Source organism: Pantoea sp. X85, from assembly GCF_029623675.1.
Classification (GTDB): Bacteria; Pseudomonadota; Gammaproteobacteria; order Enterobacterales; family Enterobacteriaceae; genus Pantoea; species Pantoea leporis.
Genome location: NZ_CP121108.1, coordinates 1,580,917 through 1,604,676, shown reverse-complemented (window position 1 = coordinate 1,604,676; position 23,760 = coordinate 1,580,917). Strand labels below are relative to the sequence as shown.

Below are 23,760 nucleotides of genomic sequence, written 5' to 3'. Positions count from 1 at the left end.
TAGCGTTTATTCGTACGGACCGTGACTGGCATCGACGGGCAGTAACAGCGTGTCCATCACCAGCGACAGCGGCAAATCGATAATGGTTAGCACGCGCCACGGTCCGTCACGAACGTCCCACTGCACGCCGGGATAATATTGGTTGCCGTGACCTTGTCCAGGAAAGGTGCGGCTGATGATACTGCCACAACCGGTGAGCAGAAGAATGGCGGCGCTAAGCGCGGTTATTTTCAGGAAATAATTCACAACATTTACTCACAATGAACTGGCGTTAGTTTAACCATCTCGCAGGGACGATGACCACTCCTTAACACGTAAAGATTGCGACATATTTCTGGCGAAAAAAAAGCGGCATCTCTGCCGCTTTTTACTTTCTCATCCTCAGCGCTGTGGCAGCGCCTCTGGATTGAGCTTCAGCTTCTGATAGCTTTCCACCCACTGATGATATTTGTCCGCGCTTTCCCACAGGCGTGAGTGCACACGAGCCAGCACCACCGGATCGCTAATCAGCTGCAAACGCTGCTCGCGATTCAGTTTCTCTGGCGCATCGCTCAGTGCCTGATCGACACGACGGTCACGCGCATGATCCAGTAAATCGCTCTGCTTGTGACGTGATGTTGCCATCGCCGTCGCCAGCGCGTTAAATGCCGGGTTAAACAGTGCATGCATAAAGCCATTTTTCAGCGCGCGTTGACGGTTGATCTGCAGATAGTGATCGGTATCAACCAGCTCTTTAGGTGGCTCATACTCTTCCGGGATCAGGAACAGTTTGGCGTTCTTGCTCTTCTGCCCTACCGTTGCACGGCTCGACATCACCGATACAAACGGCGACAGGATCAGCGAGACGACGATCGGCGACAGCCACCACAGGAAGTTCAGATCGAGGAAGCCCATACCGCCCGCCCACACCAGACCCAACAGCATCTGTGAACCATGACGACGGAAAGCTTCGCTCCATGGCGTCGCATCATCATCACGCTGCGGCGAGTTCCACACCACTTCCCAGCCAAGGAACGCGCTGACCACAAACACGGTGTGGAACAGCATGCGCACCGGCGCCAGCAGCACTGAGAACAGCATCTCCAGAATCAGCGAGAAGAACAAGCGGATGGCGCCACCATAAGGTTTCGCTCCCTTGAACCAAATCAGCACCACGCTCAACAGTTTCGGCAGGAACAGCAGCACCAGCGTAGTTGAGAACAAGGCTATCGCCAAGTCGGGACGCCACTGCGGCCACACCGGGAACAGCTGGCGTGGTTGCAGGAAGTAGGTCGGTTCCATCAGCGTGTGCACCACCTGCAAGGCAGTAGAAAGCGCGAGGAACATGAACCACAACGGCGCGGAGAGATAGGACATTACGCCCGTCAGGAACACCGCACGGTGAACCGGATGCATCCCTTTTACCAGGAACAAACGGAAGTTCATCAGGTTACCGTGGCACCAGCGACGGTCACGCTTCAGCTCATCCAGCAGGTTCGGCGGCAGTTCTTCATAGGAGCCTGGCAGATCGTAGGCGATCCACACCCCCCAACCGGCACGACGCATCAGCGCGGCTTCAACGAAGTCATGCGACAGGATCGAACCCGCGAAGGAACCTTCACCCGGCAGCGGTGCCAGCGCACAGTGTTCGATAAACGGTTGCACACGAATGATGGCGTTATGGCCCCAATAGTGTGATTCACCCAACTGCCAGAAGTGCAAACCAGCGGTGAACAGCGGACCGTACACACGGGTAGCAAACTGCTGGCAACGCGCATACAGCGTATCCATGCCTGACGCTTTCGGCGAAGACTGGATAATACCGGCGTTCGGGTTAGCATCCATCATGCGCACTAAACCGGTAAGACACTCACCGCTCATTACGCTGTCGGCGTCCAGCACCACCATGTAGCTGTAGTTGCTGCCCCAGCGACGGCAGAAGTCATCGATGTTGCCGCTTTTACGCTTCACACGACGACGACGACGACGATAGAAAATCTTGCCGGCGCCACCGACATCACGCACCAGCTCCATCCAGGCTTTCTGCTCGGCGATGGCGATATCGGCATCATAGCTGTCGCTCAGAATGTAGACGTCGAAGTGTTCTGCATTGCCAGTACGTTTGACCGATTCCCAGGTCGCACGCAGGCCAGCAAACACGCGTTCTACATCTTCATTACAGATCGGCATGATCAGCGCAGTACGGTGTTCCGGATTCAGCGGCTCATCGCCGGTGGTCGAATACGAAATGCTGTATTTATCGCGACCGATCAGCAGCTGCAGGAAGCCCATTAGCGCGGTCCAGAAACCGGCTGAAACCCAGCAGAACAGGATGGCGAACAGGAACAGAATCCCGGTCTGCAGGATGTACGGCAGGATCAGCTCAACCGACTGCAGCCAGTTCTGGTTGAACATCTCGATAGGATCGATCAGCGTCCAGCCCTGATACGGCAGAATGGTTTTCATGTACCAGGTTGCCACCACGGTCTGCAGAATCGTCAGAATCAGCAGTACGTAACGACGCATGGAGCCAACGTGGCGCCACTTGTCCTCGTTTTTCTGCTCTTCAACGGTGGCATAGCGTGGAGTGGATTTCTGGCCGCGCAGGGAATCCCAGGCGCGCGCAATCGGGTTGGTGCGCCAGATCTCCGGGAACATCAGCGAACGCTTCACTTTCGGCATCGCCTTCAGTGTGGTGCGATCAAGATAATCCTTGCTGAGCTGCTGACCATCCGCCAGTGAGTCCGGCCAGGCCATTTGCACACGGGATGACACCGATTTCAGCGGTGCATCATCCGGGCGCTCGCTGGCGGCGTTATCTTGCCCCAGCGACGTATGAATAGCGTGGAACGCCTGCGCATTCTGCAGCGAATCGCTGAGACGGGCGCGCCCTGCCGCATCAAGCGGCAGAGCCTCCACGTAAGATTGAGGTAGAAATATCGATTTATTCATTGGCAGGTAGCTGATAGCTCCAGGTTTCCGTCAATGTCTTGTCGCCGCTCACCAGCGCCGCACGCATCTCAGTCGGCTGCTTGTTATCTTTCACACGCAGACGCAACACCAGACGCCAGCCTTTGGTCACCGGGTTGTAGCGCACACTCTGCTCAACCACGTCAGCGTTGTTACCCACGCTCACCTGCGGCGCCACTTGCGTATCTTCCGGCAGCTTGCTCATCGCTTTGCCAACGAAATCCACGGTGAAGGCGATAGAACCATCCGGCTGACGCACCAGATTCGACTGCTTCACATCACCGGCAGAGCGCAGCGTGTCTTTTACCCAGGCGATGTCGTCTGAGTGCAGCTGATTCTCGTCACGGGTGAAGTGCAGACGATACTGGAAGTTCATCTCTTTGCCCGGCTCTGGCAGTTTTTCCGGCGTCCAGAACGCAACGATGTTGTCGTTGGTTTCATCGGCAGTTGGAATCTCTACCAGTTCAACACGGCCTTTACCCCAATCACCCTGCGGCTCAACCCAGCCACTTGGGCGCAGGTCATAGCGATCGTCGAGATCCTGGAAACGGCTGAAATCACGCGTGCGCTGCAGCAGACCAAAACCTTTCGGGTTCTCAACGGTAAAAGTGCTAACCGCAAGATGTTTCGGGTTATTTAGCGGACGCCAAATCCACTCACCGTTGCCGGCATGAATCGAAAGACCATTCGAATCGTGCAGCTCAGAACGGAAGTTGGTCACTGGCGAAGGCTGGTTTGCACCAAACAGGAACATACTGGTCAGTGGCGCAACGCCCAGTTTGCCGACGTTATCACGCAGGTAAACTTTGGATTGCACATCAACCGTCGATTCTTTGCCCGGTTTGATGATGAAACGATAGGCACCGGACGCGCGTGGCGAATCCAGCAGCGCATAGATCACCAGCTGTTTGTCCTGCGGTTTTGGACGCTCAATCCAGAACTCTTTAAAGCGCGGGAACTCTTCGCCCGACGGCAAGGCGGTATCAATCGCCAGTCCACGTGCCGAAAGACCGTACACCTGGCCTTCGCCAATCACACGGAAATAGCTGGCGCCGAGGAAGCTGGTGATCTCGTCGTCTTTGCCCTTTTTATTTAATGGATACAACACCTTAAACCCAGCAAAGCCAAGGTTTTTGACTGCATCAGCATCGTGTTTTACGTTGCCGAAATTGAAGTAGTCAGGGTTATATTTAATTTCACGTACTGAAGACGCCGTCACTTCGTTGATTTTCACCGGCGTATCGAAATACATGCCCTGATGATAGAACTCAAGCTTAAACGGCGTGCGCAGTTTGCCCCAATAAGCTTTGTCGTGGTTAAACTGGATCTGCTGATAGTCAGCAAACTTCATTTCACGAAACTGAGAGGGTAAATTGCTTTTTGGCGCTTCGAAACTTTTCCCTGCCAACGCCTTGGCTTGTTTTGCAACATCATCAATGTTAAACGCCCAACTATTGTTGGCATACATAGCCAGCAGAACTGCCGCGCCTACCCAGCGCATCTTTACCAGTCCCACTTTATTATTCACATTATTCAGCACATCCCCCCCTTTCGTGTGCTTAGATCAAACCCGATTATCTTAAAGGATTATTCGGTTTTCCGACAGCGTATGTAATAGATTGTTCCGCTGATTTGTAAGCTGAAAATGTGCTTTTAGGATAATTAAACCCCGCAAAATCACATACAGATTCACCTGATAGTATACCCTGTTTACAGCCGGTAGAATTTTCCTTCGGCATAATCCGGTTTCAGGGCGAAACCGGCAAGTAAACTGACTATTGGAAGATTATGAGTTCAGCTAAACCCGAACGTGAATATTTCCTCGATTCGATTCGCGCGTATTTAATGTTATTAGGCGTGCCTTTTCACGTCTCTCTGATTTACTCCACGCAGAAATGGGCCGTGAACAGCCATGACGCCTCAATGTGGTTGACGGTGCTAAACGACTTTATTCACGCCTTCCGCATGCAGGTGTTCTTTGTTATTTCAGGCTATTTTTCCTACATGCTCTACTTACGCTACCAGCCGCAGCGCTGGTTGAAAGTGCGTCTGGAGCGTGTCGGCATCCCGATGTTGACTGCCGTGCCGCTGATTACCTTGCCGCAGTTTTTCATCACCAAAAATCTCACCGATAAAATCGGCGACTGGAACAGTTTCTCGCTGTACGACAAGTACAACACGCTGGCGTGGGAGCTGATATCTCATCTGTGGTTTTTATTGGTACTGGTGATTCTGACCACGTTCGGTATGGTGGCGTTTCGCTGGCTGAATAAGCAGCAGCGCAGCATCGATTATCAGCAAATTGGCTGGGGTAAATTGACGCTGGCACTACTGACTTATGCCTTAATTTGGTGTGCGTTCCGCCGCGTGCTGTTTTATTTCGTTCCGGCCGTGTTTGCCGATGGCCTGTTCAGCATTGCCGTGATGCAAACGCTGATGTTCCTGCCGTTCTTTATGCTGGGTGCGTTGAGCTGGAAGCATCAGGCGCTGAAAGCGTTGTTTGTGCGCTTTAATCCGGTGATGTGCTTTGGCGCTATCGCGGTATTCATCGCCTATAGCCTGAATCAGCGTTACAGCAGCGGTGAAGGTTGGCTGTATGAAATCGATATGATCATTTCGACGCTGATGGGGTTGTGCATGCTAAACGTCTGTTTTAGCTTCGGCCATAAGCTGCTGAACAGCCATTCGCCGCGCATCATGTATCTGGTGAATGCCTCGCTGTTTATCTATCTGGTACACCATCCGCTGACCATTTTGTACGGCATCTACATCACGCCGCACATCGGCAACAACACGCTCGGCTTCTTCGTCGGCTTACTGATGGTATTTGGCGTGGCGTTTACGCTGTATGAAATCCATCTGCGCATTCCGCTGCTGCGCTTCCTGTTCTCCGGTAAGCCGCAACGCAAATGAAAAAAGGGCCCGCTACGCTGGCCCTTTTTATCTAAAGCAGCCACTCAACCGGCAAGCGCCACACCAGTCGCACCAGCAAGCGCTGCAGCAGCGTGCATTGCGGTTCATGTTTGTGCACCACTTCGCCCTGCTCGTTAGCAAACTCGACCCAATTGACGCGTCCCCACTTATCCAGACGTAGCGTCCAGGCGCGATCGCGCATCCCGGCAATAAAGCGCTGATGCGTTTGCTGCGCCAGGGCTTCACTCTCAATCACCAACCCCATTTCGGTGTTCAGCATGGCGGAACGCGGATCGAAATTGAACGAGCCGATAAATACTTTGCGATTGTCCACGGTGAAGGTTTTGGCATGCAAACTGGAACCTGAATTACCGGTGATACCGCGATCGTGTGGCGCGGTTTGCGGATTGTCCTGCGGCTTCAGTTCATACAGCGCGATGCCGTGGCGCAGCAGTTTTTTGCGCCAGCGCGCATAACCGGCGTGCACCACCGTGACGTCATTGGCCGCCAGCGAATTGGTAAGGATGGCTATCTTCACCCCGCGCCGCTTCAATGCCAGCAGCTGCGCCACGCCAGATCGTGTCGGGACAAAATAGGCCGAGATAATATCGAACTGCTGCTGCGGCGTGCCGATGACCTCTAGCATGCGCTGCGGCAGTAAACTGCGGCGTTTTGCTTTGCCGAGCCCTTTACGCGGATCATCACTCAGCAGCCGCGATTCCGCCCACGTCATCTCCAGCTCGCCCTGCTCCATCTGGCTAATAAACGACGAGTGCTCCAACCGTGCCAGATAGCGCTCCACCGCTTCACTCTGCTGCCACTCTTGTGGCAAGCGCACTGCCTGATGCGCATCGCCGCTCACATCAACCACTTTGCGCAGCGGCGATACCGCTTTACTGCGCCAGTAGCGTTCGAAATCCTGCGTCACTTCGTCGACCACCGGACCAATCGCCAGGACATCGAGATCGGTAAACAGTGGTTCATCGCCGGTGCCAAAATATTCGTCGCCGATATTGCGCCCGCCCACCAGCGTCGCCGCGCCATCCACTGTCAGGCTCTTATTGTGCATACGTCGATTGAGGCGGGAAAAATCGGTGAGATAACCGAGCGCGCGCAGCGTGCGGAACGAGAACGGATTAAACAGGCGCACCGCGATATTAGCGTGGCGATCGAGTTCCGCCAGCGTCTCATCCAAACCCGGCGTGTTATTGTCATCCAGCAGCAATCGCACTTTCACCCCGCGCTCGGCGGCGTCCAGCAGCGCGCTGAACAGCAAGCGGCCGGACATGTCGTTGTGCCAAATGTAGTACTGCACATCAATGGTGTGCTGCGCCATGCTCATCAACTGATAGCGCGCAGCAAAAGCGTCCAATCCATCGTTAAGCGGATGAATGCCGCTCATGCCCGGATGTCGTGCGCAACGCGCCTCAACACTCGGTTTCAGCCGGTTGCCCGAATGTTCCTCAGGCGGCAAAGAGGTTGCTGCTTCACTCATAGTGAATCCCTGAAAGCTGTGGACCTATTATTGTTGGTATCAATGCGCTAAGAAGCAATCGGAGGCTTCCTTTTCTGCCCAATGGTGCACCGTCAATTTAGTCTAGACTTAGCCAGGCGTTCTGCATTCTGCATCCGGCGCTCAATGTGAGGAGAGGATTATGACTCAGCAATCCCTGCGCCATCACCCTCAGCTGTTCCGCAGTTTCTTTCAGGGCAGTTTTCCCTGTTCAACCGCCCGACGCGCAGGCGGACGTCGGCTCGATATGGTGATCAGCAGCGGCCACGACATGCTGCTGGAGAAAGATTATGCCGCACTGGCGCAGGAAGGTTTGCACACCGCGCGCGATGGCGCTCGCTGGCATCTGATTGAAGCCGTGCCCAACGAATATGACTGGCGCACCTTTCTGCCGATGGTGCACGCCGCGGCGCGTCACGATATGCAGATTATCTGGGAGCTGGCGCACTTTGGCTATCCCGATCACCTGGATATCTGGAAAGCCAGCTTTATCGATCACTTTGAACGCTTCGCCCGCGCCATGGCTCAACTGATGCGCGATGAAGGCATCGAAAAGCCCTTTTTCACGCCGATCAATCAGATCTCATTCTGGTCGTGGGCCGGCGCGGATGTTTCCTGGCTCGATCCCTACGCCAGCGATCGCGGTCGTGAGCTGAAGCGCCAATTAGTGCGCGCCTCGCTGGCGGCGATGCACGCCATTCGCGAGGTTTATCCCGATGCCCGCTTTGTGCTGACCGATCCGCTGGTGCAGGTGGCGACCGATCCCGATAACCCTGACAGCAAACCTTATGCCGACGCGCAGCATCAGGCGCAGTTTGAAGCCTGGGATTGGATTGGCGGACGCGATGCGCCGGAACTGGGTGGCCGCGCGGATTTCCTCGATATTCTGGGTCTTAATTACTATCCCGACAATCACTGGTTTTTCTCAGGCGAAACCATGCCAATCGACCATCCGACGCGCCAACCGCTGCACCGTTTGTTAATGCAGTGCTGGCAACGTTATCAGCGCCCGATGATTCTGGCCGAAACCGGAGCCGAAGGTGATGCGCGAGCGCCCTGGCTGCGGCAGATCAGTGAAGAAGCGCGTCTGGCGCTGGATCACGGCGTGGCGCTGGAAGGGATTTCACTCTATCCGGTGGTGGAGTATCCGGCGTGGGCCGACGATCGGCGTTCACCGGGTGCGCTGTTTGGCCTCGGCGATCCCAATGGCAATCGCACCCTGCATGAGGCGCTGGCGCTGGAGTTGCGCAGTCAACAGATTAAGTGGCAGAACTGGCAGACAAAAAGCTAGGACTGTTGCGTAGTGGCGGGTTTTTGCGGGCAGGTTTGCACATCGAGTGAAGGATCCGCGGGGTGACGCACGTCGGTGAGCCAGGTCATGGTGAAGAGAAACACCACGCCAATTAAACAGGCGGAGAGCAGGCCAATTATGGCGATCAGTTTGTCATCGCTGGATTCCATAGACATCTCCTTACAGGCTTCCTTTTCCCGGTGCTGACCTTAACTCATCCACAGCGTAATCATCAGGACGAAGATTATAAGCGTAACCGAAGTGACTGCAAGCACCACAATGGCGAAGAGCGCGTCGTCGAGCGGCTGCCGATAAGGTTCGTCGTGGTCGTCTGGTGGTGCAGGTGAACTCATGATGACTCAAAAATAAAGGCGAGTTTTCGCGCAGGATTGCCGCACAGAGTGTAATGCAATGCGCCCTAAGTTACAGGAAAATTTCTGGCGGAGAAATAATGGGGCGCAGGCGCGCCCCATTCGAGAGCAGATTAGAAATCGTAGCTGAGTGAAACCTTCACCGTGCGTGGTTCACCCTGCGACAAATAGGTGCCGCTGTCATCAACATTGGCCCAATATTTCTCATTCGTGACGTTATCCACGCCCACGCGCCACACCATATCGTTCTGGTTAACCTTCATGCGGTAACGCAGACCCAAATCCAGCGTGGTGTAATCATCCAGCTTCATGTTGTTTGCCAGGTCGGCATATTGTGAACCGGTGTAGTTCAGCAATGCTGTGGCGGTCAAACCGTCCACCGGCTTGATGTCATACTCCGCACCCAGCGCCGCAGTGAAGCGCGGTACGCCGATGGCGTTTTTGCCATCCTGATCGCTGTCACCGGTTTTGGTCATATCCGGATCGATCCAGGTGGCGCTGCTGTTAAGACGCAGGCCCAGCACCGGCTCACCGAATATGTTCAGCTCCACGCCACGGTTGCGCTGCTCGCCATTCAGCTGGTAGACCGAATTGTTCAGCACGCCAACCGGCTGTTTGATTTCAAACAGCGCCAGCGATCCGCCGACGCGACCAAAGTCCGCTTTGACACCCACTTCGTTCTGCTTCGCATGCACGATGCCGGTCACGCTACCGTAGTTGGTGGCGGTAAACGGCGCGGCGGTGCCCGGCGTCAGCGATTCAGTATGGTTGGCATACAGCGAGATATTTTGCGTGGCTTTATACAGCAAACCGTACGCCGGCAACCAACGGCTGCTGTCGAAACGTGTCGCGGTATCTTCAACGCCGTCATAACCGTAGTTACGCACCACCACTTTTTGATGACGCGCGCCGACGGTTGCCAGCAAGGTGTCATCAAAGAAGCCCAGCGTATCGCTCAGCAGGTAGCCTTGCGAACGTGAACGGTAAGTGGTCAGCGGATCGCTGAACTTAGCGCCACCGGCGAACACGCTATCCGGTTCAGCCACATCCTGCGGGTGATAAATATTTACGTTGGCATCGTTGCCCGACGACATGCGATAGCTGTTTTTCGCATTCGTGGTCATCGCCGAATAACCGAAATTCACTTTATGCGTCACCGGACCGGTAGTGAAATCACCACGCAGGCCAACCATGCCGCTCATGTTGTCCTGCACGCGATTGGTGCGGAAGCGACCAATGGTGGCGTTGCCGGCGCTGTCGAGGATCTTCGGAATGCCGTAATTGCCCACTTCATGTGTGTGCTGCGCGCCGAGGCCCGCATAGGCGGTCCAATGATCGGTCAGATCGTATTCGGCTTTCGCCAGACCAAACTCCGACTCGATATCGCTGAACACCCACTTCTGGCTGTAGTTTTTCGCGTTGGACGGCACATCAGGAATGAAATCGATGCCGCTGATGTTGACGCCGTTACGCGCATCGTGGAAGGTCTTTTTCTGGTAGCCAACGTCGAGCGACGTACGCAGACGATCGCCACGATAATCCAGGCCGAGTGACGCAGCGGTGGTGCGTTTTTTCTCGCCATCTACCTCGGTGCCGCCTTCGCGGTTAACCGCATTCAGCCGCACGCCAAACTGGTTGTTGTCGCCAAAACGACGACCAATATCGGCGGTGCCGCCCACCTGGGAACCGGACGTGTAATCCACCCCGATGCGCGTCAGCGGCGTATCATCAGCGTGCTTCGGCTCGAGGTTAATCATGCCGCCGACGCCGCTCTCCGCCGAACCGTTCAGCAAGGCGTTAGCCCCTTTAAAGATCTCCACGCGATCAATCAGCGAGGCATCCATCACCTGACGCGGCACGATACCCGCCAGGCCGCCGTAGGTCATGGCATCGCCGTCCAGCTTGAAGCCACGAATGCGATAGCTCTCGGCAAAGTTGCCGTAGCCTTTCAGATTCTGCACGCCAGCATCGTTGCGCACCACGTCACCGATGGTTTGCGCCTGCTGATCCTGAATCATTTTCGAGGTAAAACCGATGACATTAAACGGCACGTCCATGGCGTTCTGCTCACCCAGCATGCCGAGACGGCCGCCGTGTGCAACCTGGCCATCGAGGAAAGCCGGTACCAGATCGTTGCCGCCTGGTTTGAAATCGGTTTGCGGTGTCGCGGTCACGGTCAGCGTCTGCTGTTCGTTTTTCGCGTCAGTGGAGGTTGTGGTGTTGGTGGTAGCAGCCATCACTGGCAAACAACCGGCGCTGACCATTACGGCCAACAGCGTCGGTTTCAGTCCGGGATTGAAAGGCATAGCGCGCATGGGATCCCCTAATGCAAACGAAGTGATAATCATTATTATTGCGGTTTGCGATTATGCGCAGTCGTTGCCCGAAAGCAAGAAAAATCCCACTTTTTACCTTCATATCATGGAGGAGTGGTGCAATAGGTACCCTGCCCGGGCTTGTAGGGTCGCCATTCATTCATGGCGACCAATGCTTATCACTGAAGAAAGGGTTTTGCTTTGACTAGGTAGCGGGCTCTGACACATCTGCTGCGTCACGGGCCGTCCTCGCGCCGCTAGCGCGGTGCCTTCGGCTTCCATGTCGTGCCAACGGACCGTTCGCGGATCGGCCTTCCCTGGCCGACCCCGAACTGCCTCACGCATCCATACGTGAGGCTCCTGGCCCAACGTAAAAGCCTCAGCGCTGCGAATAGCCCTTTTGCCGCAGCAGACGCGCCAGCGCCTCTGGCAACTGTGCCCTTTTCAACAACATGTACCGAAGCATCCGGCATGCGTTCGTCGCGGACTTAACTAACAAGCGCCATTCATGGCGACCTGCTATCAGCCTTCGCGCCAGCGTTTAAACACCAGCGAAGTGTTAATCCCGCCAAAGGCGAAGTTATTGGATTGGATGTAATCTGTCTCAATCTGGCGCGCTTCACCGATGATGTAATCAAGTTCACCGCATTCAGCGGCCGGTTGTGACAAATTCAACGTCGGCGCAAACCAGCCTTCACGCATCATCTCAATGCTCATCCAGGCTTCCAGCGCCCCGCACGCGCCCAGCGTATGGCCAAAGTAGCTTTTTAGCGAAGAGATTGGCGTGCTGTTGCCATAAATCGCTGCGGTGGCCTGACTCTCGGCGATATCGCCGCGATCGGTGGCGGTGCCGTGGGCATTGATATAGCCAATCTGCTCCGCCGTGACACCGGCGGTTTTCAGCGCGCGCTCGATACAAATCTGCATGGTTTCACGCTGCGGCTGGGTGATATGCGCGGCATCGCAGTTAGTGTGGAAACCCACCAGCTCGGCATAAATGGTGGCTCCGCGCGCCTGCGCATGTTCCAGCGATTCGAGGATCAAGGTGCCTGCACCTTCGCCAATCACTAATCCGTCGCGCTGCTGGTCGAACGGCGCGGGCGACGTGTGCGGCGCGTCGTTACGCTGGCTGGTGGCGAACAGCGTGTCAAATACCGCCGCTTCGGATGGACACAGCTCTTCCGCCCCACCCGCCACCATCACGGTTTGATAACCGTGACGAATCGCTTCCCAGGCATAGCCGATCGCCTGGCTGCCCGACGTACAGGCGCTGGACGTCGGGATCACCCGGCCGCGCAGGCCAAAGAACAGGCCCGCGTTAACGGCGGTGGTGTGCGGCATCATCTGCACGTAAGTGGTGCCGGTAATGTTGTTGGTGTGCTTTTCCGTCAGCATAGTGGCAAATTCACTCACCGGTCCGGTGCTGCCGGTTGAGGAGCCGTAAGCAATGCCGGTTTCACCGCTGGTCAGCACCGGATGATCGATCAAACCGGCCTGCTCCAGCGCGAGTTCGGTGGCGCGCGTTGCCATCAGTGAGACGCGCCCCATCGAACGAATGCGTTTGCGCGTGTAATGCGCTGGCGGCGTAAAGTCGTCCACCGGCGCGCCGAGCAGCGTGTGCAAGCCGTCGTACACTTGCCATTCCGGCATATGGCGCACCGCATTTTTGCCCTGTTTGATCCGCTCAGCCACCGCGCTCCAGCGCTCACCAAAAGCGGTCACGCCGCCCATGCCGGTTACCACTACGCGCTGAATCACAGCATACCTCCATTGATTGAAATCACCTGACGCGTGACGTAGCCCGCGATGTCCGACATTAAGTAGCTGGCCAGTCCGGCGACTTCATCCGCCGCGCCCATGCGCTTCATTGGGATCAGCTTCATCGCCTCGTCAATCACCAGCGGCTCAAGATCGGTCATACCGGTATCAATCAAGCCGGGTGCGATGCAGTTAACGGTAATTTTGCGTTTCGCCAGCTCAATCGCCAGCGCTTTGGTGGCACCGATAATGCCGGCTTTGGCCGCGCTGTAGTTGACCTGGCCGCGATTGCCCATGATCCCCGAGACCGAGGAGAGCGTAATAATGCGTCCGCCCTTGCGCAGGCCAATCATCGGCATCACGCACGGATGAATCACGTTGTAGAAGCTGTCGAGATTGGTGTGGATCACGCTGTCCCACTCGTCATCGGTCAGCGCCGGGAACGCCGCATCGCGCGTGATGCCCGCATTGCTCACCACGCCGTAGTAGGCACCATGCGTGGCGATATCCTGTTCCAGTGCGCTGCGTGTGGCATCGCGCTGCGCCACGTCAAACTGCAAGGTGCGCCCACATCCGCCTGCCGCCTCAATCTCAGCCAGCGTCTGCGCGGCACCGGCGCTGTCGCGATGATAATGCACCACCATTTCAAAGCCATCCTGCGCCAGACGCAATGCGATGGCGCGGCCAATACCTTTACTTGCGCCGGTCACTAAAACGCTGCGTGTCATGGCTGAACTCCTTGTTGCAATTGAATTAACTCGTGTTCATTGGGCTGATAGGTATTCAGCCGCCCGCTGGCGATGATCGCCTCGCCGCAGCGGATCTCCCCTTCGAAGCTGCCCAATCGGTCGTCACGCATCAGCAGGCGCATCTCAACGCGCAGCGTGCTATTGGCGGCGAAAGCGGCGCGGCTGGCACGATAACCGCGTCCGCCAAGCAGCATGCCGAGACGAATCTCATCGCCGCCGCGCTGACGCACATGAAAGCCCGACCAGACGCCAACGGTCTGCGCCATGATCTCCACGCCGTACCACGCCGGTAAATCGCCCTGTGCGGTGAGAAAAGGGGCCAGCACGCCTGTCGCGTTGATACTGACTTCGCAGATCACGCTGTCGTCGCTAACCTGGATGACGCGATCCAGCAGCAGCATCGGTGCACGATGCGGCAGATAAGCATCTACCGGCAGAAAATCACTCATAAGGCTTTCCTACAATCAGGCAGGTATTGTTCCCGCCAAAAGCAAACGAATTTGAGGCAATCACCGGGCGCGCCAAAGGCTGCGGCGTGGTGATCAAACCGCACGCCGGCAGCGAAGTATCGTGTGCCGCCAGCGAGAAATCCTGCGGCGGCGGCGGCAGCTGCCGCTGCAGAATCAGTGCGGCTAAAGCCGCTTCGGTGGCGCCCGCCGCGCCCAGCGTGTGGCCGGTCAGGTGTTTGGTTGAACTGCACGGCACGCGTTCACCAAACAGGCGATGAATCACCGCAGATTCCACCTGATCGTTCAGCGGCGTGGCGGTACCGTGCAGGTTGATGTAACCAACATCCTGCGGCTGTAAACCCGCCTGTTGCAGCGCCATCAGCATAGCGCGCTCAGCGCCGACGCCTTCAGGATGCGGTGCCGACATGTGCCACGCGTCCGACGATTCACCGCAGCCGAGCAGCGCCAGCGGCTGCTTTTCGCGCGTCAGCAGCAGCAGCGCGGCAGCTTCACCAATCGAAATGCCGTCGCGATCGGCGCTAAACGGCGCGCAGTGACGTTCAGAGAGTGAATCCAGGCTGGCGAAGCCGTTAATCGGCATACGACTTAGCGAATCCGCGCCGCCCACCAGCGCCACGTCCGCTAAACCAGCATCAATCAAACGTTGGCCGCTAATTATGGCGCGCGCACTGGATGAGCAGGCAGTCGAAATGGTGTAAGCCGGACCGTCCAGCGCTAAAAAATGCGCCAGGAAGCGTGATGGATCGCCAAGCTCCTGCATGCGGTAATCGTAGCCCGACAAGGCGTCATCCACCTGACGATCGCCTTCATCCACGCCGGAGGTGCTGGTGCCAAGCACAATCGCCACGCGATCGCGCCCATATTGCGCGATCGCCGCATCCACTGCCGGGCGTATCTGCGCCAGCGCGGCCAGCAGCAGCTGATTGTTGCGGGTGTTATGCGCCGCCAGCGCGGCAGGAATCAGCGGCAACGCGCCCTGCACTTCGCCCAGCCAGCAGCGTTTGCCGTCTTGCAGCCAGCCGTCACGCGGTTGCATACCGGGCGCGTGGCCCGCTTGCAACTGTGTGGCGATGTGCGCCAGGTTGTTGCCCAGCGCATTCACCATGCCAAAGGCGGAGATGTAAATCATGATGAGGCATCCAGATGTTGGATTTGAATCTGATAACCAAACGCACGTTGATCGATGCTGATCGGCTCACGCAACTCGCCGCGTTGCAGATAGCGAATCAGCGTCACCACCTTGCCGGCGGGATCGCGCAGCTCGCGCCGATCGTCGATGTCGGTCAGCGTCCAGCCACGCGGCAACTGCGGCTGCCACGCGCTGATCGGCCAGTGGCTCAGCATCACATCCGCCAACACCTGACTGGCGGGCGGCATTTCCGGCAGCGCCATCATCTGCTGCGTGTGAATGCCGTTTTTATCATAGGTGACGCGGAACAGGCGAATGCCAAGCGATGACAAACCGGCGAGGCTCAGCTGCTGTGAATCCGCGCTCAGCAGCACCAGCAGCGACTGGGTTTTGCCTTTGGCGTGGCCGGTCAGCAACTGCTGCTGCTGAAACGCGGGCGAGATGCCCGGCGCCGGCAGCGTGACGCGCACGCCCGGTTTCAGCCACGCGGTTGGCCGATTGAGGTCGCTCTGATGCTGCGCGCAGCCGCTTACCAGCAGGCTTAACAGCAGCAAAATGCCCATTTTCATCGTTGCTTCCTTTTCCCCGGAGCCAGCGCCAACGGCGCCAGCAAGAATGCACAAAAAATCCCGCTGCACAGCACGGTACCAAAACCGCTGATGGCGGCGGTGCTGCTGAACACCAGCATGCCGAGCGTTAACAGTGTGGTCATCATCGCCAGCGTCACCGCCAGCATGGAGGTTAACGGCGTGCCGCGCGGATTGCTGAAGAACAGCGTGTAGTTGATGCCGATGCCCAGCACCAGAATCAGCGCCAGCAAGGCAAACAGATTGAGGCTCGCGCCGATCCAGCCCAGCGTCGCCAGCGCCGCCGCCAGCGACAGCCACGACGGCAGCGCGCTGCGCATCCCGGCTTTCACGCCCAACCGTAGCATGTAGCTGCCGGTAATCAGCAATAATGCCAACGCCAGCAATCCGCTCAGCAGCGTGCGCCAGAAGCGGAACAGTTCATCATAGCTGGCCTTGCGATCAACCCAACTGACGCCCACCTGCTGGGATGCCAGCTGCTGCAACGCGGCGCTGTTTTTAACGCCGCCGATCGGCACCAGCACGCTGCTGCGTCCGTCCGGCAGCGACAGCCACAGCAGCCGCCAGCCTTCACTCAGCGGGCTCGCCAGCCAGTCGGCGGCGGTCACCGGCATGGCGCTGAGATTAGCATTCGCTACAGTAATGCCCGCCTGCTTCAATCGATCCAGAATGGTTGGTGCAGCCTGCTGTAGCAGCGCTACATCCTGCTGCTGCTGCGCCAGCGAACTGAGCGGCAGCACGCGATAACTTTTGAACCAGCCTTGCTGCTGCGCCTGTTGCAGCTTGGGTGCCAGCGCGCTCAGCCGTTGCAGTGCTTGCTGTTCATCATCGCCCCACACCACAAACCAGGTTTGATCGGCCTGCTGACCGGTGAGTTGCGCCAGCTGACGATCCTGCGCTAACAGCTGCGCCGGGGCGCTTTGCAGATGGGCAATATCATCATCGACCTTGAGTTGTAGCATGCCGCTCAGCGCATAGATCGCCACCAGCGCCGGTAAGCCGCGCTTCAGCCCGTTATTGCGCCGCCACGCGGCCAGCCAGCGCGCCAGCCATACCATCGCCGGAATCGGCCGCACCGGTAAACCGCGTACCAGCCACGGATAAAAACAGATCACCGTCAGGCAGGAAGCACTTAATCCGCTGGCGGCAAATACCGCCAGCTGGCGCAAGCCGGGGAACGGTGCCAGCAGCATCAACAGCCAGGCAATCGCCGTGGTGCCGAGCGCCAGCAACAGCGTGCCGCGCACCTTATGCAAACTTTGCCACGGCGTGGCTTGCTCGCCGTGCACCATGCGTTCCGTCAGATAGTAGAGCGTATAATCGGCCGAAATACCGACAATGCTGAGGCTCATCACTAAGGTGGTGAGATGCAGCTCACCAAAACAGAGCAACGTCAGCACCGTGCCCGCCATCGCGCCCATCGCCACCGACAATGCGCACAGCGCCAGCGGCCGCAACGAACGGAAAACTAGCCACACCAGCAGCAACAATCCCGCTAACGTTGCGCTGCCGAGGGTTTCGACATCATGCTGCGCGCGCTGGCTGGCATCGTCGCTAAACAGCACCGTGCCACGCGTCAGCAGTTGCGCATCCGGCCAGCGGGTTTTCAGCTGTTGCTCCAGCTGATTGAGCGCGGTCACAAGTTGATGGCTCTCTTTGATACTGAAAGCATTGCTCGCCAGCTCGCCGTGCAGGAAATACCAGCGGCGCTGCTGCGCATCCTTGACCGTCAGCCAGCCGTTATGCAGCAGCATTTTATTGGCGTTCTGCTGCATCGTCAGCTGTGCGCCGCGCACCAGCAGCAGCGGATCGTGGCCGATCTCTTTGCTACCGACGCCCGCGAAAGCCGAGAACAGCTGCGCCAGAATCCAGTCGGCCTGCGCGTTACCACCGTTCTGCAGGCGCGCGCGCGTGGCCGCATCGATCAAGCCGTTGCGATGTTGAAACGCATAGGCGCCCCAGCGCTGCATCTGATCGTCATCCAGCGCTCCGCTCACCTGTTTCAGCATCGGCAAGGCTTGCAGCTGCGCTTGCCACCAGGCCGCAACCGCATCGCCGTCGTGATCGTTGGCACTTACCAGCCACACCAGCTGACGATCGAGGCGCTGCATAAAGCCGTGCTGGATCTCCGCTGGCGCCTGGCCGAGGTTTTGCTGCGGCAATAACGCCAGCACGCTGCTATTCAGCTGGCTGCGCGGCAGCAAAACCGCCAGCGCCACCGCTAACGTCAGGCACACCGCCAGCCACAGCAGCGCAACGGTTTTTTCACTGCGCTGGGGCAAAACGGGCTCGCTCTTCATCGGTTAACTGTTTCGGTTCGGTGCGGGTAGCGCTAAGGGTGATCTCGGTTTTATCGCCCTGCTTATCATCCAGCGTGATGCGATTAAGAAACGCCTCGCCTTGCAGATCGATACGGTTAAAGATCTTATTCAGCAGCGCGGCTTTCGGCGTCAAACCAAGTTGCCAGCGGTTGTTGCCCAGATCGTGGAAATCGAGCGCAAAATTCTCACGCAGCACCTTTTCATCTGCCTGGAACAGCGCGCGCAACAAATGGTTGAACTGGAACATCTGCGGATTGCTGTCGGCGGTGATCACCTGCGGCGGCTGGCCGCTCATGCTCTGCACCATGCGCTTATCATCAAGGATCAGCATCAGTGGGAACGGCGTGGCTTGCTGCCACCACAAACCCTGCTGCTGGGCGATCAGCAGCTGACCGCGTGACACCAGCGGCTGCGCCATCCCGGCAATGGTGCGCACCTGAACAAAATTGGCGCGGATCACCGGTTGGCTGGCGAAGCGCTGTTGCAACTGCTCGAGCGTGACCGCGCTGGCGTTGGCGCAGATCACCAGCAGCAGCAGACAAAGGGTTCTGATCACGGTTTCACTCCCAGGCGTTCAAACAGAATATCGGGCGAGACAAAACACATCTCTTGCGTCGCTGCATTGACTGCCACCTGCAGCGTGTGGGCTTTGGTGGTCACCTGCCCCGCCGCGTTGCGGATCACATAATCAATGCGTAAACGGTTTTCGTATTCGCTGATACTGGCGACGACGCGGACCACCTCTTCGCAGCGCAGCGGCTGGCGGTATTTCACATGGGTATCGACCACCGGCCAGACGTAGCCGCTGGCGGCCATTTCGCCGTAGCTGTAATTGACGCTGCGCAGCAAGGCTTCGCGCGCCACTTCAAAAAAGCGGAAATAGTTGCCGTGCCACACCACGCCCATCGGATCGCAGTCGTGAAACGACACGGTAATGTCCACCTCAGCGCGGTAGTTGCTTTCACTCATCGCGGCTTTTCTCCTCGGGCAACGTCCAGAAATCGTAAAAGTTAAACCAATCCAGCGGCGCCATCAGCGCGTGCTGTTGTAACCGTTCGGCGTAGCGATCGACGGTGGCCTGTAACGCCTGCTGGCGCTGGGCGCGCGGCAGCGAGAGCGGATCGGCAAAGGCTTCGCAGTGCACCCGCAATCGCCCCTGTTCGCGCAGGGCGAACATCAGCAGCACTGGACAGCGCAACGCCGCCGCCAGCACAAACGGTCCCTGGGGAAACGGTGCAGGATGGCCCATAAATTCACTCCACACCACGCGACGCTCGCCGCCGCGCTGGCGATGCACGGCGGTACGATCGCCAACAATCGCCACCCATTCACCGGCATCAAGTTTTTGCTGCAGCAGAATGGCGGTGTCCGGACCGATATCGGTGACCGGCAGCAGATTGACGCCCGCCTGCGGTGCAATGCTCTCCAGCACCTCGCGGAAGCGTTGCGCATTGTCTGTAAACACCAGCGCATTAATCACCAATCCGCTGACCTGTTTGGCCATCGCGCGGCAGGCTTCGATATCACCGAGATGCGAGGCCAGAATCAGATGGCCTTTGCCCTCGGCGGCGCGAATGGTGGCTTCCGCACCTGGCGCGAAATCAATGTCGCGCCCCCATTGCAGATCACCGCGCCAGCTCGCGACTTTATCCAGCATGCTGTAGCCGAAACGCAAAAAGTGACGATAGCTGCTGAGCGGCGCAGGCAGCGCGATGTTCTGCTGCTGCGCCATCGCCCGCACTCGCTTCAGCCACTGCTGCGAGGCGGCGCGCGCGGTGCGTCCGGTTAGCCAGTAAACCGCCACCACCGGCCACAGCAGCAAGATAAAAGGCAAGCGTCCGGCGCGGCGATAGAGCCACAGCATAAAGCGCAAACCGCTCTGCCCGCGTCGTTCCGGCGTTGCAGACCAGTGTTGCGCATCACTACGCTGACGCAGCAACTGCGGGATGCGTGGCAACATGCCGAAGAACAGCCGCGTGTGCATCCATGAGATGCGCAGGTTGTCACGCAGCGCATCAAAGTGCGATACGCCGCTGGCTGGATAGGTCACGCGCGTGGTGATAAAACGGCTCGGCGTGCCCTGCCAATAGAGGCGCACCATGATTTCGGTGTCGAAATCCATGCGCTGACCAATCGGACGGCGATCGCACAACGCCAGCGATGGCGCGAGCGGATAGACGCGGAAGCCGCACATGCTGTCTTTCAGCGAGAACGACAGCGTTTCCACCCACACCCAGAAATGGGTGATGTAGCGGCCATAGAGGCGCGATTTGGGAATCGAGGCGTCGTAAAGCGGCTGACCGGAGATCAGACAGTGCGGATAACGCTGCGCTTCGGCCAGCATACGCGGCGTGTCTTCCACCTGATGCTGGCCATCGGCATCGAGTTGCAGCGCGTGGCTGTAACCTGCCGCCGCCGCCGCACGCATCCCGGCAATCACCGCCGCGCCTTTGCCCTGATTGTGGGGTAGCGTCAGCACCCGCAACTGCGGTACCTCCAGCGCCGCAATCTGCTGTTTGGTGGTGGCATCGCTGCCGTCATCCACCAGAATCACCGGCAAGTTGAACGGTGCCAGCCGCGCCAGCACCGACGCCAGCATCGCGCCGTGGTTATAGCAGGGAATCAGCACACAAGGCGTGAAGTGAGAACTCAACACAGGCGGATCTTCCCGCTGCTGGCCACCGTCGCCACATCGCCGTTGATCAGGCTGTAGCTGAAACTGAGCAGCGATTTTTCTGCCTGCCACTGCAGCTGTAACGCCAGTTCGGCATCCGGCGGCACCGGCTGCTGGAACTTGATATTGTCAATCGCAGCGAAAGATTTACCGATGGCTAAACGCGTCAGGCCGTAATGCAGCGCCCAGTCGAGCTGCGCCACGCCGGGCAGAATTGGCAGCGTCGGGAAATGGCCGCGAAACCAAAAGAGATCGGCAACAACGTGCAGGCGCAATGTCAGTGCATCGCCCTGCTGTTCGGCATGCAGTTCAACCGGCAGCATCAAATAACTCCTCAATTTGTGGCCAGGCGCGTTTACTTTGTGCGGTGACAGGAATCGACGTCACCACGCGCCAATAGCGCGGAATCGCCACCGGCTCCAGCCAGGGTTGCAGGGCGCGTTTCCACTCAATTTTTAGCTGATGCAGCGTCGCCGCATCCAGCATCTCAGGCAGCGCCAGCACCACGCCAATCGCGTGACGACCGTGACGCTGAATCGCCAGCGCGGCGGCATCTTCCACGCCGGGCAACGCCAGCAGGCGGCGTTCAATTTCACTCAGCGATACGCGTTTATCTTCGATCTTCACCACGCGATCCTGACGTCCCGCCAGCTGAAACTGGCCGGACGGCTGCTGCACGATACGATCGTCGAGCGCGCAACCGTCATCGGTTTCCAGCAAGGCGGAAAACACCCGCCAGCGTCCGGCGTCCTGCTCACGCAGGGTAATCTGCGGGAAACAGTGCCACAGCGCGTTCTCCTCACGTGCAGAGCGCCAGCCAATCACGCCGGTTTCGGTGCTGCCATAGATTTCATCAACCGTACAGCTCAGCGCCTGTTGCGCATGCTGCGCCGCCGTCCACGGCAACGCGCCACCGGCGGACACGATCAGTTCGCAGCGCGGCCCGGCCAATGCAGGATCGAGACGCCGCAGAAACGCTGGGCTGCTGATAAACGCGTAGCGACGATCGGGTGAATGATCGGCCAGCTGTTCACTGTAGAAAATTTGCTGCGCGGCAAAGGGTAAACCCAACGCCATCGGCAGCACGATGCGAAAACTCAGGCCATACAGATGTTGATGGCTGACGGAGGCAATCACATGGCAATCACGTAAGCGTGCGCCCCACAAGCTGGAGAGCCAGCGGGCTTCAAGATCCAGCGCGCGCAGCGATTTCACTACGCGACGCGGCGTGCCGGTCGAACCAGAGGTGAACAATACCAGCGTGGCGTCGGCGGCGATTGGCGGTAACGCACCGCTCGCCAGTGCGCCGTCCCAGCGCAGCTGCGGCAGCGCGACTGCCAGCGGCATATCGCTGATCACGCCATCCAGGCTGTCGGCCATCTCTTCCAGCTGGGCCGCGCGACAGTGTCCGGGGATCACCGGCGTTTTACCGGCGTGCCACAGCGCCAGCAGCGCGGCGGTAAACGCATAGCTGTTATCAAAGCACAGCGCCCAATATTGGCCGGGCTGGTTTTGCAGCCGATCGGCCAGCGCCCGTACCTGCTGACGCAAGGTATGCAGCGTATGTTGCTGTTGGCCGTGCCAGGCCACCATGCGATCCGGCGCGCTGAACCAGTCGCGGAGGCTATGTAAGTTCATGCCTGTTTCCTTATGCGCTGACGCAGCAGCCATTCGCCGCCCATCAGCGTGCCCATCAACAGATAGCTGATGCACCCATTCCAGAGTGTCCAGAGCGTGACATCATTGAGCAGGCAGGTGAGCAGCGCCACGCTGCCGTTGAAGATGAAAAAGCCGCACCACACTTGCGTCACGCGGCGGGTATAACGCACCGCGCGCGGTGGCAGATCCGGTTCGCGCAGCCGTGCCAGCCGTTCCACCAGCGGCAGGGGGCTCCACAGCGACGCGCCAAACAGCAGCAGCATCGATGCATTGACCACCAGCGGATACCACAGCAGCAGATGTTGCGATCGCAGCAGCAGGCTGGCGAGGCATAACGCGCTGCCCACCAGCGCCAGCATCAGCATCACGCGCGCCATCGGCCCGGCGGCGCGGCGCAGCGTCCAGACGCGCAGCACAAACAGCAGCGCCAGCAGGCCCGTCACGCCGCGCCACTGTGGCTGGGTGAGGGTTAACCACACCAGAAACGGCCACGCCAGCAGCGCCGCTCCGTTTAGCAGCCGCAGCAGCATGCGATCAGGCTTCGTCGCGCATCAGTTGATCGACGGCATCCACCACATCCTGCACGGTACGCACCGCGCGGAAGGTTTCCGGTTTGATCTTACGGCCAGTACGCTTTTGCAGATGCACCACCATATCGACCGCATCGATGCTATCCAGCTCGAGGTCTTCATACAGGCGGGCGTCCGGACGAATATCATCCGGCTCAATTTCAAACAGCGAGGTGAGCAGCGAAGCCACTTCCTGGTAAATTTCGTTTTTGTTCATCATGTTGACTGCTCTCAGGCTTGCTGTTGTTCAACAAACGCGGCCAGTGTAGCCACGGAAAAAAAGTGCGCGCGCAGCGTTTCACTCTCGGCGGAGAGCTGTACGCCGAAGCGATTTTTCACCGCCAGTCCCAGCTCCAGCGCATCGATTGAATCGAGGCCCAGCCCCTCGCCAAACAGCGGTGCGTCGGTTTCGATGTCGTCAGGGCTAATATCTTCCAGATTCAGCGTGTCGATAATCATCTGTTTGATGTCGTTAATCAGTACTTGCATAAC

22 protein-coding genes are annotated in these 23,760 nt (G+C 58.1%); 2 read left to right on the top strand and 20 right to left on the bottom strand.

The window, feature by feature from the left end; translation table 11 throughout:
- Positions 1-6: 6 nt before the first annotated feature.
- The 3 genes from P6287_RS07415 to P6287_RS07405 form a co-directional block, all read right to left on the bottom strand.
- Positions 7-246, bottom strand: coding sequence for a YceK/YidQ family lipoprotein (locus P6287_RS07415; RefSeq protein ID WP_110865906.1), 240 nt, complete (start codon positions 244-246; stop codon positions 7-9).
- Positions 247-381: 135 nt separating this feature from the next.
- Positions 382-2,931 carry a glucans biosynthesis glucosyltransferase MdoH gene (gene mdoH, locus P6287_RS07410; RefSeq protein ID WP_101760869.1) on the bottom strand — a complete coding sequence of 850 codons (2,550 nt, stop codon included), beginning with the start codon at positions 2,929-2,931 and terminating at the stop codon, positions 382-384.
- Positions 2,924-4,459: a glucan biosynthesis protein G gene (locus tag P6287_RS07405; RefSeq protein WP_192234533.1), complete on the bottom strand. Its 1,536-nt coding sequence runs from the start codon at positions 4,457-4,459 to the stop codon at positions 2,924-2,926. The genes mdoH and P6287_RS07405 overlap by 8 nt, the downstream gene beginning before the upstream one ends.
- Positions 4,460-4,737: 278 nt before the next feature.
- Here P6287_RS07405 and mdoC point away from each other — a divergent pair, with 278 nt between their 5' ends.
- The gene (gene mdoC, locus P6287_RS07400) at positions 4,738-5,862 is read left to right on the top strand and encodes a glucans biosynthesis protein MdoC (RefSeq protein WP_101760871.1); all 1,125 of its coding nucleotides are present in this window, start codon (positions 4,738-4,740) and stop codon (positions 5,860-5,862) included.
- 31 nt (positions 5,863-5,893) lie between these two features.
- Here mdoC and P6287_RS07395 read toward each other — a convergent pair whose 3' ends face one another.
- The gene (locus P6287_RS07395; RefSeq protein WP_101760872.1) at positions 5,894-7,357 is read right to left on the bottom strand and encodes a phospholipase D family protein; all 1,464 of its coding nucleotides are present in this window, start codon (positions 7,355-7,357) and stop codon (positions 5,894-5,896) included.
- A 160-nt stretch (positions 7,358-7,517) separates the two neighbouring features.
- On the opposite strand from P6287_RS07395, the gene P6287_RS07390 reads away from it, so the two are divergent.
- Positions 7,518-8,666: a beta-glucosidase gene (locus P6287_RS07390; RefSeq protein WP_101760873.1), complete on the top strand. Its 1,149-nt coding sequence runs from the start codon at positions 7,518-7,520 to the stop codon at positions 8,664-8,666.
- On the opposite strand, the gene P6287_RS07385 is transcribed toward P6287_RS07390, so the two are convergent.
- From P6287_RS07385 to P6287_RS07310, 16 genes are all read right to left on the bottom strand, one after another.
- Positions 8,663-8,836, bottom strand: a complete 174-nt coding sequence (locus tag P6287_RS07385; RefSeq protein ID WP_167391168.1) for a hypothetical protein — start codon at positions 8,834-8,836, stop codon at positions 8,663-8,665. The genes P6287_RS07390 and P6287_RS07385 overlap by 4 nt on opposite strands.
- Positions 8,837-9,150: 314 nt before the next feature.
- The gene (locus tag P6287_RS07380) at positions 9,151-11,352 is read right to left on the bottom strand and encodes a TonB-dependent siderophore receptor (RefSeq protein WP_192413683.1); all 2,202 of its coding nucleotides are present in this window, start codon (positions 11,350-11,352) and stop codon (positions 9,151-9,153) included.
- A gap of 522 nt (positions 11,353-11,874) precedes the next feature.
- Positions 11,875-13,110 (bottom strand): beta-ketoacyl-ACP synthase, encoded by a 1,236-nt coding sequence (locus P6287_RS07375; RefSeq protein WP_192413685.1) that lies wholly within the window; start codon positions 13,108-13,110, stop codon positions 11,875-11,877.
- Complete coding sequence (locus P6287_RS07370) at positions 13,107-13,838, bottom strand: 3-ketoacyl-ACP reductase FabG2 (RefSeq protein WP_192413687.1); 732 nt, start codon at positions 13,836-13,838, stop codon at positions 13,107-13,109. Before P6287_RS07370 ends, P6287_RS07375 begins: the two co-directional genes overlap by 4 nt.
- Positions 13,835-14,308, bottom strand: a complete 474-nt coding sequence (locus P6287_RS07365; protein WP_192413689.1) for a hotdog family protein — start codon at positions 14,306-14,308, stop codon at positions 13,835-13,837. Before P6287_RS07365 ends, P6287_RS07370 begins: the two co-directional genes overlap by 4 nt.
- A complete protein-coding gene (locus tag P6287_RS07360) occupies positions 14,301-15,458 on the bottom strand; it encodes a beta-ketoacyl-[acyl-carrier-protein] synthase family protein (protein ID WP_192413691.1) in 1,158 nt (385 codons plus the stop codon). The genes P6287_RS07365 and P6287_RS07360 overlap by 8 nt, the downstream gene beginning before the upstream one ends.
- Positions 15,455-16,027: a DUF3261 domain-containing protein gene (locus P6287_RS07355; protein ID WP_101760878.1), complete on the bottom strand. Its 573-nt coding sequence runs from the start codon at positions 16,025-16,027 to the stop codon at positions 15,455-15,457. The genes P6287_RS07360 and P6287_RS07355 overlap by 4 nt, the downstream gene beginning before the upstream one ends.
- A complete protein-coding gene (locus tag P6287_RS07350) occupies positions 16,024-18,345 on the bottom strand; it encodes an MMPL family transporter (protein ID WP_277974729.1) in 2,322 nt (773 codons plus the stop codon). The genes P6287_RS07355 and P6287_RS07350 overlap by 4 nt, the downstream gene beginning before the upstream one ends.
- Positions 18,311-18,922 (bottom strand): outer membrane lipoprotein carrier protein LolA, encoded by a 612-nt coding sequence (locus tag P6287_RS07345; protein WP_277974728.1) that lies wholly within the window; start codon positions 18,920-18,922, stop codon positions 18,311-18,313. The genes P6287_RS07350 and P6287_RS07345 overlap by 35 nt, the downstream gene beginning before the upstream one ends.
- Positions 18,919-19,335 carry a thioesterase family protein gene (locus P6287_RS07340; protein WP_101760881.1) on the bottom strand — a complete coding sequence of 139 codons (417 nt, stop codon included), beginning with the start codon at positions 19,333-19,335 and terminating at the stop codon, positions 18,919-18,921. Before P6287_RS07340 ends, P6287_RS07345 begins: the two co-directional genes overlap by 4 nt.
- On the bottom strand, positions 19,328-21,022 hold the full coding sequence (locus tag P6287_RS07335) for a glycosyltransferase family 2 protein (RefSeq protein WP_277974727.1): 1,695 nt from the start codon (positions 21,020-21,022) through the stop codon (positions 19,328-19,330). The genes P6287_RS07340 and P6287_RS07335 overlap by 8 nt, the downstream gene beginning before the upstream one ends.
- A complete protein-coding gene (locus P6287_RS07330) occupies positions 21,016-21,363 on the bottom strand; it encodes a beta-hydroxyacyl-ACP dehydratase (RefSeq protein ID WP_110865895.1) in 348 nt (115 codons plus the stop codon). Before P6287_RS07330 ends, P6287_RS07335 begins: the two co-directional genes overlap by 7 nt.
- On the bottom strand, positions 21,350-22,678 hold the full coding sequence (locus P6287_RS07325) for an AMP-binding protein (RefSeq protein WP_277974726.1): 1,329 nt from the start codon (positions 22,676-22,678) through the stop codon (positions 21,350-21,352). Before P6287_RS07325 ends, P6287_RS07330 begins: the two co-directional genes overlap by 14 nt.
- Positions 22,675-23,229 (bottom strand): hypothetical protein, encoded by a 555-nt coding sequence (locus P6287_RS07320; RefSeq protein ID WP_277974725.1) that lies wholly within the window; start codon positions 23,227-23,229, stop codon positions 22,675-22,677. Before P6287_RS07320 ends, P6287_RS07325 begins: the two co-directional genes overlap by 4 nt.
- A gap of 4 nt (positions 23,230-23,233) precedes the next feature.
- Positions 23,234-23,488, bottom strand: a complete 255-nt coding sequence (locus tag P6287_RS07315) for an acyl carrier protein (protein WP_101760886.1) — start codon at positions 23,486-23,488, stop codon at positions 23,234-23,236.
- 11 nt (positions 23,489-23,499) lie between these two features.
- The gene (locus P6287_RS07310; RefSeq protein ID WP_007887282.1) at positions 23,500-23,757 is read right to left on the bottom strand and encodes a phosphopantetheine-binding protein; all 258 of its coding nucleotides are present in this window, start codon (positions 23,755-23,757) and stop codon (positions 23,500-23,502) included.
- Positions 23,758-23,760: the final 3 nt, after the last annotated feature.